This window comes from Leucobacter holotrichiae (assembly GCF_055791005.1).
Window position 1 is genome coordinate 119,722 of sequence record NZ_JBVUAC010000009.1, and the last position, 16,270, is coordinate 135,991.

At 63.5% G+C, this 16,270-nt stretch carries 12 protein-coding genes; 7 read left to right on the forward strand and 5 right to left on the reverse strand.

Annotation, left to right across the window (positions count from 1 at the left end; genetic code table 11):
• Window positions 1–3 precede the first annotated feature (3 nt).
• Entirely contained in the window at window positions 4–495 is a 492-nt protein-coding gene (locus tag AC0KXF_RS12290; protein ID WP_473109463.1) for a VanZ family protein, read from the forward strand.
• Window positions 496–519: 24 nt separating this feature from the next.
• Here AC0KXF_RS12290 and hemQ read toward each other — a convergent pair whose 3' ends face one another.
• Window positions 520–1,266, reverse strand: coding sequence for a hydrogen peroxide-dependent heme synthase (gene hemQ / locus AC0KXF_RS12295; protein WP_223044950.1), 747 nt, complete (start codon window positions 1,264–1,266; stop codon window positions 520–522).
• 54 nt (window positions 1,267–1,320) lie between these two features.
• A complete protein-coding gene (locus AC0KXF_RS12300) occupies window positions 1,321–2,466 on the reverse strand; it encodes a glycosyltransferase family protein (protein ID WP_473109464.1) in 1,146 nt (381 codons plus the stop codon).
• A 523-nt stretch (window positions 2,467–2,989) separates the two neighbouring features.
• On the opposite strand from AC0KXF_RS12300, the gene AC0KXF_RS12305 reads away from it, so the two are divergent.
• Window positions 2,990–4,027, forward strand: a complete 1,038-nt coding sequence (locus tag AC0KXF_RS12305) for an acyltransferase family protein (RefSeq protein ID WP_473109465.1) — start codon at window positions 2,990–2,992, stop codon at window positions 4,025–4,027.
• 115 nt (window positions 4,028–4,142) lie between these two features.
• Window positions 4,143–4,607, forward strand: coding sequence for an FAD synthase family protein (locus tag AC0KXF_RS12310; protein WP_473109466.1), 465 nt, complete (start codon window positions 4,143–4,145; stop codon window positions 4,605–4,607).
• 114 nt (window positions 4,608–4,721) lie between these two features.
• Here the strand turns inward: AC0KXF_RS12310 and AC0KXF_RS12315 are convergent, their stop codons facing one another.
• From AC0KXF_RS12315 to AC0KXF_RS12325, 3 genes are all read right to left on the reverse strand, one after another.
• A complete protein-coding gene (locus AC0KXF_RS12315; protein WP_473109467.1) occupies window positions 4,722–5,588 on the reverse strand; it encodes a hypothetical protein in 867 nt (288 codons plus the stop codon).
• On the reverse strand, window positions 5,566–6,564 hold the full coding sequence (locus AC0KXF_RS12320; protein ID WP_473109468.1) for a type IV toxin-antitoxin system AbiEi family antitoxin: 999 nt from the start codon (window positions 6,562–6,564) through the stop codon (window positions 5,566–5,568). Before AC0KXF_RS12320 ends, AC0KXF_RS12315 begins: the two co-directional genes overlap by 23 nt.
• A 106-nt stretch (window positions 6,565–6,670) precedes the next feature.
• On the reverse strand, window positions 6,671–7,774 hold the full coding sequence (locus AC0KXF_RS12325; RefSeq protein ID WP_473109469.1) for an LCP family protein: 1,104 nt from the start codon (window positions 7,772–7,774) through the stop codon (window positions 6,671–6,673).
• Between the two features lie 181 nt (window positions 7,775–7,955).
• Here AC0KXF_RS12325 and AC0KXF_RS12330 point away from each other — a divergent pair, with 181 nt between their 5' ends.
• From AC0KXF_RS12330 to AC0KXF_RS12345, 4 genes are all read left to right on the forward strand, one after another.
• Window positions 7,956–8,825: an ABC transporter permease gene (locus AC0KXF_RS12330; protein WP_473109470.1), complete on the forward strand. Its 870-nt coding sequence runs from the start codon at window positions 7,956–7,958 to the stop codon at window positions 8,823–8,825.
• The gene (locus AC0KXF_RS12335; protein WP_473109471.1) at window positions 8,809–10,080 is read left to right on the forward strand and encodes a leucine-rich repeat protein; all 1,272 of its coding nucleotides are present in this window, start codon (window positions 8,809–8,811) and stop codon (window positions 10,078–10,080) included. The genes AC0KXF_RS12330 and AC0KXF_RS12335 overlap by 17 nt, the downstream gene beginning before the upstream one ends.
• 122 nt (window positions 10,081–10,202) lie before the next feature.
• Window positions 10,203–13,970, forward strand: a complete 3,768-nt coding sequence (locus AC0KXF_RS12340) for a sugar-transfer associated ATP-grasp domain-containing protein (RefSeq protein ID WP_473109472.1) — start codon at window positions 10,203–10,205, stop codon at window positions 13,968–13,970.
• A gap of 519 nt (window positions 13,971–14,489) precedes the next feature.
• Window positions 14,490–16,085: a D-alanyl-D-alanine carboxypeptidase gene (locus tag AC0KXF_RS12345; RefSeq protein WP_473109473.1), complete on the forward strand. Its 1,596-nt coding sequence runs from the start codon at window positions 14,490–14,492 to the stop codon at window positions 16,083–16,085.
• Window positions 16,086–16,270 lie beyond the last annotated feature (185 nt).

Below are 16,270 nucleotides of genomic sequence, written 5' to 3' on the forward strand. Positions count from 1 at the left end.
GCGATGCCGGGCCCCGGAGCCGAGGCGCGGCGCCCGCTGATCACCGCTCGCATCTGGGTTGCGCTGCTGGGGTTCGTCGCGGGGGCGGTGCTGGTCGGGTTCATCACGCTGAGTCCGGATCCGGTCGACTCGAATCATCGGGCGCTCGTTCGCGAGGTGCTCCTGTTCCTGCACGACCACGGGGTGCCCGAGTGGTTCGGGTACCGCAAGCTCGAGTTCTCGGCGAACATCATGATGTTTATTCCGCTCGGATTCTTCGCCGCGCTGCTGCTGCCGCTGGGGCGGGCGTGGATCGCCGGAGTCGTGGGCATCGCGATGTCGATGGGGGCCGAACTCGCGCAGCTGATCCTGCTGCCCGCGCGCTTCGCCACGGTGCTCGACGTGCTCGCGAACTCGTTCGGGGCGTGGATCGGGGTGGGGCTGGCGGTGCTGCTGCGCATCTGCGTCGCGGCGCGCGACAAGCGCCTGCTGCGCGAGGCGGCCGCGCTGCGTTGAGCGGCTCGAACCTGCGCTGATCCCCTACTGCAGCACCTCGATGATCTCGACCGGCTCGATGCGGCGCCCGGTGTAGAACGGGGTCTCGAGATGCACGTAGTTGCGGGCGTCGACGCCGCGCAGATCCCGCATCATGTCGACCAGCTCGGTGAGGTCGTCGGACTCCATGGGCAGCAACCACTCGTAGTCCCCGAGCGCGAAGGCCGAGACCGTGTTCGAGACGACCCCGGTGTGCTGCGCGCCGGCCCGGCCGTGCTCCGCGAGCATGGCGCGGCGATCCTCGGGAGGTAGCAGATACCACTCGGGGGAGCGCACGAACGGGTAGACCGCGAGCCACTGCTGGGCCGGCACGCCGCGCACGAAGCCCGGGAGGTGGCCGCGGTTGAACTCGGCGTCGCGGTGGACGCCGACGGCGCTCCAGGTGCGGATGAGCGGTCTGAGCAGCGTGGAGCGGCGCAGCTCGCGGAGCGCCCACTGCAGATCCTCCGCTGCGGTGCCGTGCAGCCAGACCATCAGGTCGGCGTCCGAGCGCATGCCGCTCACGTCGTACCAGCCGCGCAGCGTGACGCCCTCGTCCTCGATCACCTCCATGACACCCTCGAGCTCCTGCACCGCCTCGGGCACGTCTCGCCCGTCGAGCGAGAGGGGATGAGACGAGCTGACCCGGAACACCGCGAAGAGCGTGAACGCCGGTTCTTCGGCGCCGTTCTCGAAGTCGACGTCGATGGCGTTGTTACGGTCGGGGACGGCGTGGAGCGGCGATGAGTTCATGCTTTCATCGTGCTCTCTTGCGCGGGCCGACGCAAGAGGCGGGCACGCCGCAGGTCAGGGGGTTTCGCGGGGGCCGGATGCGAACTCCACGAGCCTCTGCCAGGCGTCGGCCCAGGTGGGGATGCCATGCGCGGGCGGGCTGGGGATCCCGGCCCCTTCGACAGACCCGGGGGTAGAAGTCTCGAGCGCCGCAGCTACCGCGTCCGCGATCGAGGCAGCGCCGTCGAGCGGCACGGTGTGCCTGGTGATCTGCTCGGGCAGCGACAGGCCGAGGGTGAGCACCGGTCGGCGGCTGGCGAGCGCGTTCCAGATCTTGGCCGGTACGAGCGTGTCCTTGCGGTCCCCGACGCGGTAGGGGAGCAGGATCGCGCTCCACCGATCGATGATCGCCGGCAGTTCTGCGACCGGAACCGGGGGATCGAGCCGCGCCCCTGCCTCGAGCAGCGCCGCGCGCGAGGCCTCGTCGACCTCGCCGACGATCTCGACGACGTGCTCTCGGGCGATCTCGGCGATCGCGGGCAGGTCGATGATGCCCTCCTGCACGGTTCCGAAGTAGCCGATGGGAGCTCCGGGCTGCGGCGGCGTCCACTCGTGGCGCACGAACTCGTCGTCGGCCGCGGGCAGTACGAGCAGCGAGTCGAGCCCGCGGTGCTTCCACTCGCGCTGCATGGCGCTCGAGTCGGTGGCGAGCCGGGCCTCCCGCTCGAGGGCCGCCTCGACCCGTTGCCAGTGGTGAGGCGGGCACCAGTCGGTCGGCACCCGCGACCAGTCGAGCACACGATCGTAGACGAGCAGCCGCGGTCGCAGCTGCCGGGCGAGCGCGAGGCTGCGGCGCGACGGCACGTACTGCAGCACCATCAGGTTCTCGGGGTCGGGGGCGTCGGGGGCGTCGGCGGAGCGGCCGGTGGAGCCGAAGGCCCCGGCCGTACCGGCCGCACCGGGGGAGCCGGCCGCACCGAGACGGCGTCGGATGCGCCGCAGCGTGGCCCCCGGCAGCAGGTCGATGGGCGACCAGGGCAGGATCCGCACGCCCTCGGGCACCTGCTGCGTCGGCGGCGCGCCGCCCCCTCTGCGTGCGATGCGGGAGAGCCTCGCCAGTACCTGCCTGACGCTTCTGAGATGGGGTTCAACGAAGACCACGGTCGTGCCCGCCTCGGCTGCGGCGCGAGCGAGTGGTGGCGCTGCCAGGCGAAGTTCCATTTCACCGAGCTGAGGATCGCGAGGGTGCGAGGCGTGTCGTCGGCGGTTGCGTGCTCGGCCATGACTCTCCTTCGAATCGCTATGACCTTGCCATCATCCTGACACGGTTCCCCGTGATCTTCTCACGACCCTTTGTCGCACCGGCACCGTATTCACGACTTTCCTCCTCGCTCGAGATGACGCGTAAGGCCCCTCGTGGCCGTCGATAGGGGCAATACGCGTCATCTCGGTTCTTTTGGGGAGGGGAAGCAGGGGCGGAAGGAAGAGGGCGGAGGGGAGGGGAGGGGAGGGAGGGAGGGGAGGCAGCCCCTCGCGCGGCCCACGCGCACAGGATCAGGGACGGGTGCTCGCACAGGATCGCACCAGATTCCGGGACCGGAGCGTTGAGCGTGTCACAAGGTCGACAAAAGAATCCGGCACGCATTGACTGGAATGCCCCACAGGCACAGACTTTGCGTAAGCGTGAAACACGTAACGTCGGGACGGGGATGAAAAGACCGGCTTACTCTGAGGGGGCTTTCAGGTGGCAGTGGAGTCGACTGACCCGACCCTGCTGCTGCGCGAGCGCGACCGCACGGGGATGATCTCGCTGCGCGGGTTCTACGCCCGACGCACGCTGCGCATCATGCCGCTCTACTACCTCGTGCTCGCGGCGTACGTGGTGCTCACGCTCGCCATGCGGGCCGATACCGAGCAGGGGCGCAGCTTCATCGAGAACCTGCCCGCCTTCGCGACCTACACCTCCAACTGGTTCGTCGACCTCGCAGGCGGGGAGGGCGTCACCTTATACTTCGCGTGGTCGCTGGCGACGGAGGAGCAGTTCTACCTCTTCTGGCCCCCGGTGCTCGTGGCGGCACTGGCCGCCGCCGGACTGCTGCGCCGCGGGTCGCTGGCACTGCCGCTCTGCGCGCTCGGTGCGCTCGTCACTGTGAACCAGCTCGCGCTCGCCGCAGCGGGGCGGATCGGCGGCGGGCCGAGAGGGGTCGACCCGGCCGGCGCTGAGCTCACCGGCGCACTGCACTCTCCCGCGGCGCTCGCCGTGACCATCCTCGCCAGCCTGTCGTTGCCGATCCTGCTGGGGTCGGCGGCGGCTGTGCTGCTGCATCGACGCCGGGTGTTCGAGGCGGTCGCGCCCGTGCTCACCTCGGTGTGGTGCGCGCCCGCGCTCGTGATCCTCACCCTCGCATCGCTCGTCTGGGACACCCCGAAGCAGCTCACGCAGGTCTGCATGGTGCTGCTCGTGGCGAGCGTGTGCGCGACCGAGCGCACCGTGCTGCACCCGGTGCTGCGGTGGCGTCCGCTCGCGCACGTCGGCGTCGTGAGCTACGGCGTCTACCTCATGCACATGCTGTGCGCGAACGCGCTGCGGCTCGTGCTGCCCGAGCACTACAGCGTCTGGCTCTTCGGCGCGACGACGGTGCTCGTGGTGGCGGTCGCGAGCGCGAGCTACAAATGGATCGAGACGCCGCTGATCGCCCTCGGACGCAAGCTCTCCCAGCGGATGCAGGTGCGCAGGGGTCTGCCGGAGCCCGGCGTGCCGCGGATCCTGCCCTCCGCGTGAACGGCGCCGCGAATTACGCAGTTTCCGCCGATGCGGGGCGCCGCCCGTCGCTCATACGCTGACCTGAAACGCGCGGCGGGCAACGGTGCAGGCGGCGCTGAGCGAAGGGGAGTTCATGACGCGGATCGGTTACGCAGCGGGGGCATTCGACCTGTTCCACATCGACCACCTCAACCTGCTGCGCCACGCCAAGCAGCACTGCGACTACCTGGTCGCCGGAGTGGTGAGCGACGAGATGCTGCGGGAGGTGAAGGGCACCGAACCCGTGATCCCCACGGCCGAGCGCGAGGAGATCGTGCGCCACATCGATCTCGTCGACGAGGTGTACGTCGAACGCGTGCCCGACAAGCTCGAGGTGTGGCGCGACGTGCGCTTCACGCACTTCTTCAAGGGCGACGACTGGCGGGGCACCGAGAAGGGGCTGCGCCTCGAGCGGCGCTTCGCCGCGGTGGGCGTTGAGGTCGTCTATTTCCCCTACACGGCGCACACCTCGAGCACGGCGCTGCGGCGCGCGCTCGATCTGCTGGAGGCGCCGGGCGCGCAGCGCGTACCCGCCCCGGTCGCGATGCTGCAGGGGTAGGCGGGCCGCCGGGGTGCTGCTGCGGCGGCCTAGACGAAATCGGGGCCGCTTACGGCGCATCCCGTGAAGGATAAGCGCCGTAAGCGACCCCGATTCACGGTGCCGCGGGTTCGATCAGCCCTGCGGCAGCTCCGAGTGGAGCTTCACCGCGGGGAGTGTGAGGCCGGTGATGAGCTGTTGCGCGATCTCGGAGCGCCGTGCGAGACCGAAGTCTGCGGGGCCACCTGGTGGCAGCACGAAACCGCGCGCGAACGAATCGAGATCTGCTCGGGACCACCGCGAGCCAAGGTCGTCGCGGGCGTCCTGAGAAAGCTGCTGGGCCGCGTCCATGCCCAGCAACTGGGCGGCTGCGAGCGGCACATCCCACCCCGTGCTTTCGAGTAGCGTGTTTCCCGAATCAGTTCGATACAGGCGTTCTTCGACGGATCTGGACTCCCGGTACCAGAACGCAGTCACGGCGAGATCCTTCGCATCCTTGTCCTCGCCGTAGGCTGATCGATCGAGCCAGGAGCGAAGCTTCAGCGCGACATATCCCGCGATACTCGGAATCCGGATCCGAGCCCCGGAGGGCAGCATCAGATGGTGGGCTCGGTCATACACATCGGAGAACCCGAAGACGACGAGCTCTTCGCCTCGCGGCGCGGGAGATGAGATCCCATCTGGATCCTCGATGCCGCCGAACGGCATGATATCGACCGGAAGACCGGCCACGAGGTAGCGTATGCCGGTATCGCCCGTCCGAGGAAACAGTCGCTCGATGTCTTCTGAGAGAGCCCAGTCGGCGACGGCGATGCCGAGATCGGTATCGCTCGTACCTCTGAGCGGGAACTCGTAACCGAGTGCGGAATGCATGATGTCTCGACAACCGGCACCTACGACGAGGAGCTGATCGGGATCGATACCGGTTCGAGTCACGAGTTCCTCGACGATCTCGGTGAGATCGTCGAGGAGTCGATTGTCAGCCCGCTCGAAGCTGATCATGGTGTTTCCGGAACTGCTGCGCGATCTCGATCTGGCGGCTATCGCGTGAAGCCAGAAGATCGGCGTAGACGAGGAGGGGCGGGGCGATCGTGGTAGTGATCCGGTCGGGGGCGTCGGGATCCTCCCAGAATCGTTCTTTCAGGAAGATGTTGGGGTGTGCTTCTTCGCGTCTCCAGCGCCGAGCACGGATCAAGTCGGCTGGTGCTTCCGAACTGTACAGGGTGAGGGTTTCCGGGCGGAGCGTTGTTCCAACGGCAGATTCTCCACTGATGATGAGGGGAGAATCGGATTCGATCGGGAGCGAAACGTCCCCGACCATCGAGAGACTCAGTTGTCTCGAGCCGAGCCCCGTGGGGTAGGCCTGCACCCACTGTTCGAGCAGCCGTTCGCGCCGATCCGAAGCCATCCGTCGGCTCTGGTCGATGAAATCGAGGTGGATCAGGAGGTCGAGTGTCTTCTGCGCTTGTCCGAGGGAAACCTGTGACGCCTGAGCGAGTGAGCGCACAGGTTCCTGCAGCAGACGTTCCCACGACAGGACGGCGAAGATCACTTGCGCGCGCTTCGGGCTCATCAGATTGGTGCCACCACGGTGGCTGATGTGTGGCAAGGATTCAAAGGCGAGTGCCTTGCGTCCGCGAACGTCGAGGAGGACGTCGCCGAAAGAGATGTGCGCGTTGCCGCTGCCGTCGAGATAGTGGATGCCTCTGTTGCGCATGATCTCGGCGCTCCGCTCCGTTACGCGAGGGCCGATGATGAACAAGGGGCCGACCTGCTGCTGAGGGCTGATCTTCCCTGCGACGGAGGCGGTCATCTCCCGTGAGTAGGACAGGAGTACCTGCTGCTCGTCATCACGGTGGACGAGCGTGGCCGGAGCGAGTTCACCCGGTTCGAGCTGTTCCATCGGTATTTCGATGCGAAGTCCGAAACCGTATTCGTGCAGTCGCGCGAGCAGCGCGTCTGCGAGAGTTCTATCCATGCTCTCCGTTCACTCTAATTCGCTGTTCATTATAAATGAAAAATGGCTTAGAATGAACGATTGGGTGGATTTTTTCTTTCAACGGGGTTGTGCGCGTAAGGGCGGATCAGCCCTGCGGCAGCTCCGAGCCAGAGGAGCGAGTCGTCGCGTACTCGTTGAGCGTGCCGTTCTGGAAGGCGGACTGCACGTTCGCCATCTCGGTCCAGTCGGGCACCACGATCGACTGGCCGTCGGCCGAGGTGCCGGTGCCGAGCGTGGGGCTCGTGAAGAAGCCGATGTCGCCGCTGCGCAGACCGCGCATGTCGTAGCCGAGCCCGACCGTCGTGCCGAGGTCGAGGCTCTCATCGAGGATGAGGTGGGGCTTGAGAGCCTGGAAGGTGTCGGTGAGCTTGCCAGGGCTGCTCAGGGTCTCGGAGCTCATGATCTTCTGCGTGAGGCCCTTGAGGTACGCCTGCTGGTTGCGGGCTCGCTGGTAGTCGCCGTCGGTGAAGGAGTACCGCTCGCGCACGTAGCCGAGGGCCTCGTCGCCGTTGAGGGTGATGTCGCCCTCCTCGAAGGTGAAGCCGCCGTGCTTCGCGGTGAAGGCCACGTCGTTGTGCACGGTGACGCCGCCGACGGCGTCGGTGAGGCCCTTGAACGACTCGAAGTCGATGAGCGCGACGTGGTCGATGCGCGCGCCGATGAAGTTCTCGATGGTGTTGACCGCGAGCGGCAGGCCGCCGAATGCGACCGCAGCGTTGATCTTCGCCTCGCCGTGGCCCTGGATCTCGACCCAGTTGTCGCGCATGATCGACATGACGGTGAGGTGCTCACGGTCGGGGGAGATCTGCGCGACCATGATCGCGTCGCTGCGGAAACCCTTGAGGTCTTCGGCGGTCGCGGTGGGGTCGGTGGTCTCTCGGGAGTCGGATCCGAGCAGCAGAATGTTGATCGGGGCCTTCTTGCCCGGCTCGACCTCGACGGCGGCGGGGCGCTTGAGCGTGGGATCCTGCTTGACGCTCACCCGCTCGATGCCGTTGAAGGTGTTTGCCAGCATGGCGTAGGCGATCGCGGCCGCGATGCCGAGCAGTACGATGAGCGAGCCGACCACGATGAGGGTGTTGCGCAGGCCGCGACGCTTACGCCGGGGGCGTTCGCGCTGGGGCGCTGCCTGGGGCTCGGCGTCGGTCTCTGCGAGCAGACGCTCGAGATTCGTAGGCTGTTCCGCCATGCTGTATTACTCCCGGTGTGACGTCGTGAGCGCGCGATCCTGAAGGATCTTGAGGCTTTCAAGGCCGCATGACGCGGTGCACGCTGAAGGACATGGTACCTCACAGGCATATCAGTGCCTGGGAGCGGGAATTCAGGGGTGCCGCGGCGCTATCGTGTGCTTTCCTGTAAAATTCCCAGTTGTGTCCCACGCTTCGCCCCAACCGGCAGTCCGGTATCAGAGTCCGGGCGCAAGCCGATGGCTCCTCGACGTATTCAGCTATCGGCAGCTGCTCGGCCTGCTGCTGAAGAAGGGCACGAGCACCCGCTACTACGGCACGTTCCTCGGTTGGGCCTGGTCGTACGTGCGCCCCGCGCTGCAGTTCGCCATGTACTACTTCGTCATCGGCGAGGTCTTCGGCATGCGCCGCGGCATGGAACTCTTCGCGCTCTACATCTTCTCGGGCATCGTGATCCTCAACTTCTTCCGGGATGCGCTGAGCTCGTCGACGAACTCGATCACGGGCAACGGCACGCTGATCAAGAAGATCTATCTGCCGCGAGAGCTGTTCCCGGTCGCCTCGGTCGCGTCGACCTTCATCCACTTCCTGCCGCAGGTGATCCTGCTCGTGGTCATCTCGGCGATCTTCGGCTGGCGGCCGAGCTGGATCAACCTCCTCTACGTCTTCACCGCGATCGCGATCGTGTTCGTGTTCGTGCTCGGCCTGGGATTGTTCTTCAGTGCCGTCAACGTCGTGTTCCGCGACGCGAAGAACATCGTCAGCGTGATGGCGATGTTCTCGATGTGGACCTCGCCGGTGATCTACTCGCACGAGATGATCCGCGACGTGCTGCCGGCGTGGATCTACAACCTCTACATGGTCAACCCGGTGACGGTGAGCGTCGAGCTCTTCCACAGCGCCTTCTATCGAGAGGTCATGCCGGGGCAGGTGTCGGCGCCCGATTACATGCTGACCAACACGCTCGCCGGCATCGGCATGGCGATCGGCACGCTGCTGCTGGGCCAGGTCGTCTTCAGGCGTTTGGAGGGCGATTTTGCGCAAGACCTTTGAACCCGTGGTGCCCCCGATCATCATCTTCGACCATGTGTCGAAGCAGTTCAGGATCAAGCACGTCCACTCGCTGAAGCAGCGGGCGATGTCGGCGCTCAAGCGCGAGCCGTTCGCCGAGGAGTTCCTCGCGGTCAACGACCTCAGCTTCGAGGTGCGACCTGGGGAGTCGGTGGCGCTCATGGGACGCAACGGCTCGGGCAAGTCCACGGCGCTGAAGCTGCTCTCGGGCGTGCTGCGGCCGACGAAGGGCGGCATCTACACTTACGGCCGCATCGTCGGTCTGCTCGAGGTCGGCGCCGGCTTCCACCCCGACCTCACGGGGCGCGAGAACATCTACCTCAACGCGGCAATCCTCGGCATGAGCCGTGCCGAGACCGACGCGCGCTTCGACGACATCGTCGAGTTCGCCGAGCTGCACGACTTCATCGATACCGAGGTGAAGAAGTACTCGTCGGGCATGTACGCGAGGCTCGGGTTCTCGATCGCGGTGCACGCCGAGTTCGATGTGCTGATCGTCGACGAGGTGCTGGCTGTGGGCGACGCCGAGTTCCGGCAGAAGTGCAACGAGAGGCTCGCCGAGATTCAGGCCTCGGGCAAGACCATGTTCATCGTGAGTCACAGCGCCGGTCAGGTGAAGAAGCTCTGCGATCGCGGTATCGTGCTCGATCACGGCAAGAAGATCTTCGACGGGCCGATCGACACCGCCCTCGAACTCATCAAACCCAAGGCGAATACGAGGATCTCCGGTGGGCTTCCGTACCGCGAGCTCCCCTCAGGCGAACTCGAATTTCAGAAGCTTCCCGAGAGCGCGGGCATCACCCATCTCAATTTGTACGGCGCCGTTGAGGGTAAACCCGTCGTTTCAATCGGTATGCAGGCCTGCGCAAACCGCGGTATCGAGAGCGCGCATATTCCGGAGCCCGTACGCACCATCGGCCAAGGTGCGTTTCTCCGCTGTGCGGACCTGAACGAGGTCAAACTTCCGAACACGCTGCGAACGATCGAGCAGGGTGCGTTCCGGGAGTGCCGGTCCCTCGAAAGTATCGAGCTACCGGAGGGGTTGGAAACTATTCGTGTGCGAGCTTTCGCTGGATGTCAGGGTCTGAAATCGATCACGATTCCTCGGTCAGTGACGACCCTCGAAGCGGGGGCATTCATCGATAATCCGAGCTTGACATTCAGATGCTATAGGGGTTCTGCTGCGGCAGAGATCATGACTCAGCGAGTGCCGGCTCGGGTCGAGATCATCGACTAGCGGCGGGCAATTGCAGTCACGATGATAGGTACGACTCAGCAGAAACCGGGTACACTTACCGGGTTTAGCTTCTGCGCCTACGTGGAAGCTTCGGCAGTCTTGAGCGCTGCGAAGGGGAGTTCATGAGCGTATTGGGCAAGCTGAGCCGACGAAGCAAGAAGACTGCGGTTGGCCTGGCCTCACGGACGCTCGTCGAAGAGGGGTATTCGAAGTTCGCTGCTCGCCTGTGGGTCCGCGAGCTCTATCGCGACATGCGTCTTGAGAACGGCCTCACTTCCGGCGAGAAACGCGCGGCTCATAAAACCGGATACACTTCGGAGACGTTCTCGCTTCGGCCTTCCGTCGTTCCTCAGGCTGGTGCGGGGGACGACGCGCCGCGTCGTATCTCGCAGCGCGAGTACCTGTTCCTGCAGCCCTTCAATCGTCGCCGCTTCTGGACTTCGAATCGCGTGGTCGCGAATCGCTCGGTGCCAGGGCTCGCCGACCACACCCCCGCCTATTTCTGCTCGGCCCGGGTAACTGTCGATGGCATGGATGTCATCCGCCTCGCCGAGTTCCCCTCCGAGGTTGAGGCGAACGAGGAAGGGCTGCTCGAGCTCATCCGAATCTACGGGGCTGTCAGGATCATCCCTCTGCGCTGGAACCGGGGCAACGGCCGAGTGCTCACCTGGGCCGAAGACGAGTTCCGCATCGACGGATGGCCGGCGACCGAGGAGCAGGTTCGCGGCATGATCACCGAGATGTGCCGCAGTAAGAGGTGCCTGTTCTATGAATACCGCGGGCACGCGGTCGATACCGGGCGTCAACTCGGTTTCGAGGACACGCGGATCCGCTTCTACGTGGGCAAGCACGAGGGCGAGAGCACCTGTCGTGTGCTCGACGCCGAGTTGCTCGTCGGCGACACGTGGCGCGCTCAGGCGCCGAGTGATGAGGAGATCGCCGAGTTGCGGGCTTCGAGAACCGTGCGGCGCGGGTGGGGCCGGCGACGTGAGCGCCAGCGCTTCGGCGAGCAGCGTTTTGCTCAGACTATCGATGTCGATCACGTGACGGGGGCATTCGAGACCGAGCGTACTCCGTCGGAAGAGACGGCGGATCAGGCAGAGCAGATTCCGGTGGAGTACCCCTCTGCCATTCCTGGCTACGCGGACGTCGTGGCCGGCCTCGAACAGCTCTTCTCCGGTGAGCGGGTGAACTTCGGTTTCATCACCGTTGATGTCACGCTGCGCCCGGATGGTGATTTCGAGGTCGTCGATATCTCGACGGTGCCCAGGTACCCGAGAACGCGCTGCTTCAGCGCTGAGGCCGATGCGTTCTTGCTGCAGCTTCTCGAGGAAAAGCGGGCGGACCTCGAGCGCCGCGCAGAGCGTGCCGCCACGGAGTCGGGGCAGGTCGCTCGGCGCGTGCGACGACTGCGTCGCCGCTATCGTTCGTTCCATCTGCGCTCGCAGGGATTCACCGGCCGCATGGCGAGAACCTGGGAACGCCGAGTCGATCGGGATCGAGCCAGCGGCACCGACCGTACCCGGGAGCAGCGCGAGCGGGCATATGCCTGGGGGTTCATGCCCGCGACCGTCGCGCGCTTCCGCATCACCGAGAAGAAACTGGATCAGTTCTTCTCAGAGCGCGACTACGCTTTCGTGCATCCGCTGAACGGCAAGTACGGCAAATGGGTGCGCGACCGCGTCTCAGCACTGACCGTGTTCGAGCCGTTCACCGAGAAGTTCGAGAACACGCACTATCACTTCCTCCGCCGGGACGCAGACCTGCAGGTGCTGCCGCTGTCTGAGGAGGCGAAGCAGCACGAATCGTCGGTGGCGGGGCTGGCGGAGTTCTTGACTGAACGAGGCACGCTGGTGCTTGCCTCCTCTGCCTGGACCGGAAGCGTACGGCTCGAACTGTCGTGGGCGGACGGCTTCTTCACAGTCGACGGAATTCGTTACACCGCAGACGAGTTCGAGAAGCTGCTGAAGCGACGGGTCAAAGAACAGTTCTACGTGCTGGTCGAACCCGAGACCGCAGACGCCGAGCTCGCAGATCTTTCAGCGCAGCAAGAGGTGAAGCTGCGTGTGGTGATGGCCAACCCGAACGGTGTGTCTCCTCGGGTCGCCGAGGCGGCGGTGCTCGTGCAAGACGAGGTCGATCCCCGGCTGAGTGCGGAGAAGGGCGAGATCGTCGGACGGCGCACCGGCGCGGCCGGGGCCGCAGTCGATGAAACCGAAGAAGCGGAGGCTGAAGCCGCTCTCGCACGCGAGGAGCATCGCGATGACGAGGGCCGCCACGCGGACGAAGCAGAGGGCGACGACGAGCGGGTCGAGGAAGAAGAGGAGCGGGAACCGGCCTCACCACTGGCCGTGACGTTCCACTGCCGCGTTGATCCGGAAACGGGTGAGTTCTCGGAGGCGCGCTCGATCGTCGAGGGCCAGCTGTACCGATTCACTGAGCACCCGTCCTCGGGCCGAGAGTTCAGCGGTGCTGTCTCCGACTGGGACGAACTGCAGGCACAGCTGATCGAGCTCTGTCAGTTCGCTCCTCAACTCGAGTTCGTGCAGTTCGACGTCGTTCGGAACGCCAATGGTGAGCTGAAGATCATCGGCATCTCCGCGCTTCCCGCATACGGACGGCACTTCCCGTTCTCCGAAGAGACCGTTGCGTTCCTGCGAGAGAAGGCGGAAGCGAAGCGCGAACTCACTCGAGCGCGCCGGGTGCAGACCGGTAGGTGGCTGCACAACCTCAAGCTCAAGGTGCGTAAGCAGTGGGCTGCCGCGCTCTTCCCCGAGGGCCTGGTGCCGTATCAGTCGGTGCGCTGGATCGGAGATATTCGGCGTGATCTCATGGAGCGCAACGGCGTGCCGCTCAAGACCAAGGTCTGGGCGTACCGCAATGGCTTCCTGTCTTACCGCATTCCGCAGTACGGCATTACACCCGAGAACCGTGAGAACTACATCTCCGACTTCGAGTATCGGTGGTTGCGGCACATCAACCGCAAGTACAAGTACTGGCTCGAAGACAAGATCAGCATCAAGTATGTCGCGGCTGAGTTCAACGAGTGTCTGCCGGGCTACTACTACTACACGAACCCGAAGAGCGACGAGACCCACGTCGTACCGATGATGGACTGCCCCGAAGGGTACGAGGCTACTCTCGATGACATTCTGCGGCTCGCGAGAGAGAAGGGTGTGCTCGCGCTGAAGCCCGACGAAGGTTCGCACGGAGACGGGTTCTATCGTCTGGGGTACGAAGATGGCGCCTACTCGCTGAACGGTGAGGAAGCGGCTGAATCCGACGTGCTGCAGATTCTCAGCAGCCCCGGTAATCAGTACCTGATCACCGAGTTCATCGAGATGCATCCGATTCTTGCCGAGATCTACCCGTTCTCGGTGAACACGATCCGCGTGATCGTGTTCAAACGGGACGGCGTCACGCCTCAGATCGGCAACGCCTATCTGCGCATCGGCTCCGTGAAGTCCGGGTACGTCGACAACACCGCCGCCGGTGGCATGCTCGCCGAGATCGACGTCGAGACAGGGCATTTCGGCAACGCTCAGATTCTCGAGCGGGGCCGCGTGCAGCCGTGCCCGCGTCACCCCGATACCGGCGTGCTCATCGAGGGTGAGCTGCCGAACTGGGAGTTCGTGAAGCAGCAGGTGCTCGATATCGCGGCTGACATGCCGCAGTTGGAGTACTTCGGCTTCGACCTCGCGATCACTCCGCACGGAATCAAGCTGCCCGAGATCAACCGCTTCCCCGACTACCCCCGCATCGAGCGTCTGACACCCGAAACCACGGAGTACCTGCTGTACAAGCTGGAGCAGAAGAAGCGGGTGTATGGGTATGACAGGCGACCGCCGAGGACACCCATAAAGCTTCCGAAACGGGCAGGTTCTCGTTGACCACCCTACGTCGTAAGGAATGTTCCAAATGCACGGAGCAAGATATGACTTCGAACGACGGCAAATCTAACCCACTCACGCCCCGGAGGCGCTGGATCATCGACAGGAACGTCAGACTCATAGCATTATCGCGGTATCCCTACCCGGAACTTATTCGATTCAGCCTTCCATTGAGAGGAAAATCAGATGCTTGACGCTGGTGGGACTGTCGGCACAAGCGCATTTCAAGGTGCGCCCTCTCTGCAAGACCAGACGGATCTTGTGAATCTTGCACACGCCGACGGATGGCTAGCCGTTTACGACGTCTCGCTTCCTTCTGCATGCACGGTGGTAGATGGACGCATCGAGGAGGTTCGGGATTCGCTTGGGAACCTTCCGCCATTGGGCCAGAAGGAACCGACCCGACGACCTGAATACTTGCCGCAGAGCGTCGGTGGGTTTGCAAAGATCGGGTTCGGTAGATCGACCTCAGCGCAGTCACTGAGTTTTGAGTCACATGGGTTGCCTAAGGGAGCTTTTGTGCTCACCATCGTCGATGGGAACCCGGGTAACTACATCTCTATGGATCGTCGATCAGGGGATGGGAGAACTGGGGTTTTGTCCGGGCATTTGGAGCTTTCCGAGGGTGATCTTCAGCGTGGTGGCCAAATTCGCCTTGTCGGATCTCTCATCGCCGATTCCGGACAAAATAGACGTTTCTGCTTGAACGGTCCAGAGTGCGCCTTGTCGGCGGCGCTCCAACGATGCGAGGTGGACAACGCAGAAGAGGAATCGGTCACTAAGCTAGCCGCAACCGCGTCGGAGATTGGTTGGACGGGTTCTCTGGGGCCTGTCTTGATCCATGATGGCGAGCCTGACCGTGAAGCGCTTGAGAGAATGTCTCGGATGCTGCTTTCGCGTATGGGGGCAACCGGCTATTTCGCTCCGTCGATTAATGGTGAGGCTGCCCATTCGATTGATCTCGGTGGCGGTGTTGCTCGATACGAGAAGAATCCGGATGAGCTTCTTGCGCCCGCTTCGACTCTCAAGCTTGTCTCGGCCTACGCAGCGAGACAACTTATCCGAGACAATCAACTTGATGACCTTGTGATTGTGCGGAAATCGGATCAGGTGATTGGCTTCTCAGCGTTGAAGTTTCGAGTTGACGACCAAATCAGTTACCGCGATCTCTTCTATTTGATGATGCTCCCGTCTTCCAATGCTGCGGCTCGTGTATTAGGCCGGGCCGTGGGCGAGATGCTGGCCGGACCAGAGGAGCCCCTGCAGCGGTTTTTGATGTATCTAAGTAGTTTGGCCCGTGAATGGGGATGGCGAGGAGCTGTCTTTGCGGACGCCTCTGGGCTGGATAGGCGCAATCGTCTTTCGCCTCGTATGATTACCCAAACACTTGGTTGGATTTACGCAGAGGACCAGTTCCTATTAAGCGTCATAGGTGCCAGCAGCCGGACTGTTCAGGTCCACGGCATTCAAGCCCGACAGGCGGTTGTGCGCCACACGATAGATCCTGCTGGCGCCGTTAAGTTTCCAGAATTTGTGGGTGGAAAGACAGGAACGCTTCCTCCGCATGGCTCACTTGCGCTCTTGACCCGGAACACAGATGGCACGATTCGAGCAACAGCTGTGCTTCGATCTTTGCCCGTCCGTCAGCGAGCAATTGATATGCGGGCCATTCTGGACGATAGCGCCAGCGTGCACCACACGGTCGCGATGGTCCGAACAGATGCCTGGGTGTCGAGGTTAGTCGAAGAGCGGACATCCCTTTCCAGAGGCGTACTTGATTCCCTCTACGTCCCTAGATCTGCGCCGCAAAGCGTGGATATCACTAAAGCTTTCCCAGGAATCGATGCCACAGTACAAGGTTCTCATGTACGCCTCGTGAGGCACCAGAACCTAGTGGAACTGACCTTCGCAGCAGTGAAACTACCAGCAGGTTTCAGCGGTGTAGTCATTCCTGCCGCTTTCCGGCCAGGCGCCTTTGTCTACGGAACTCTCAACCCGAACCGGTCGACGATCAAGAACTGTCCTGTCCAAATTTCGCAGGGCCGGTTCCAGATTTTTGGCAACTCCGAAGATGAACTGCTTCGAGGAACCATTATTTGGTCAATGGCGGACTGAATTTTTTGAATAGCGCGTTCCAACGCGCATCAGAAAGTTGCATCGAATGGATTCGTAGGGCCTGGGCTCCCTGAACCCTATGAAGTTATCGGGCGGGTCTGCTGAAGCTTTGGTTGAGTCCAAGACCGCATAGCTGGGAAGCTGTGCTGGAAGGATGGCAGTTATGCCGATCAAGTTCAGTGATG

Bases quoted from the DNA above. Each gene is read 5' to 3' on its own strand.
- AC0KXF_RS12290 (WP_473109463.1), top strand. From the start codon at position 4: ATGCCGGGCCCCGGAGCCGAGGCGCGGCGCCCGCTGATCACCGCTCGC.
- hemQ (WP_223044950.1), bottom strand. From the start codon at position 1,266: ATGAACTCATCGCCGCTCCACGCCGTCCCCGACCGTAACAACGCCATC.
- AC0KXF_RS12300 (WP_473109464.1), bottom strand. From the start codon at position 2,466: ATGGAACTTCGCCTGGCAGCGCCACCACTCGCTCGCGCCGCAGCCGAG.
- AC0KXF_RS12310 (WP_473109466.1), top strand. From the start codon at position 4,143: ATGACGCGGATCGGTTACGCAGCGGGGGCATTCGACCTGTTCCACATC.
- AC0KXF_RS12315 (WP_473109467.1), bottom strand. From the start codon at position 5,588: ATGATCAGCTTCGAGCGGGCTGACAATCGACTCCTCGACGATCTCACC.
- AC0KXF_RS12320 (WP_473109468.1), bottom strand. From the start codon at position 6,564: ATGGATAGAACTCTCGCAGACGCGCTGCTCGCGCGACTGCACGAATAC.
- AC0KXF_RS12325 (WP_473109469.1), bottom strand. From the start codon at position 7,774: ATGGCGGAACAGCCTACGAATCTCGAGCGTCTGCTCGCAGAGACCGAC.
- AC0KXF_RS12340 (WP_473109472.1), top strand. From the start codon at position 10,203: ATGAGCGTATTGGGCAAGCTGAGCCGACGAAGCAAGAAGACTGCGGTT.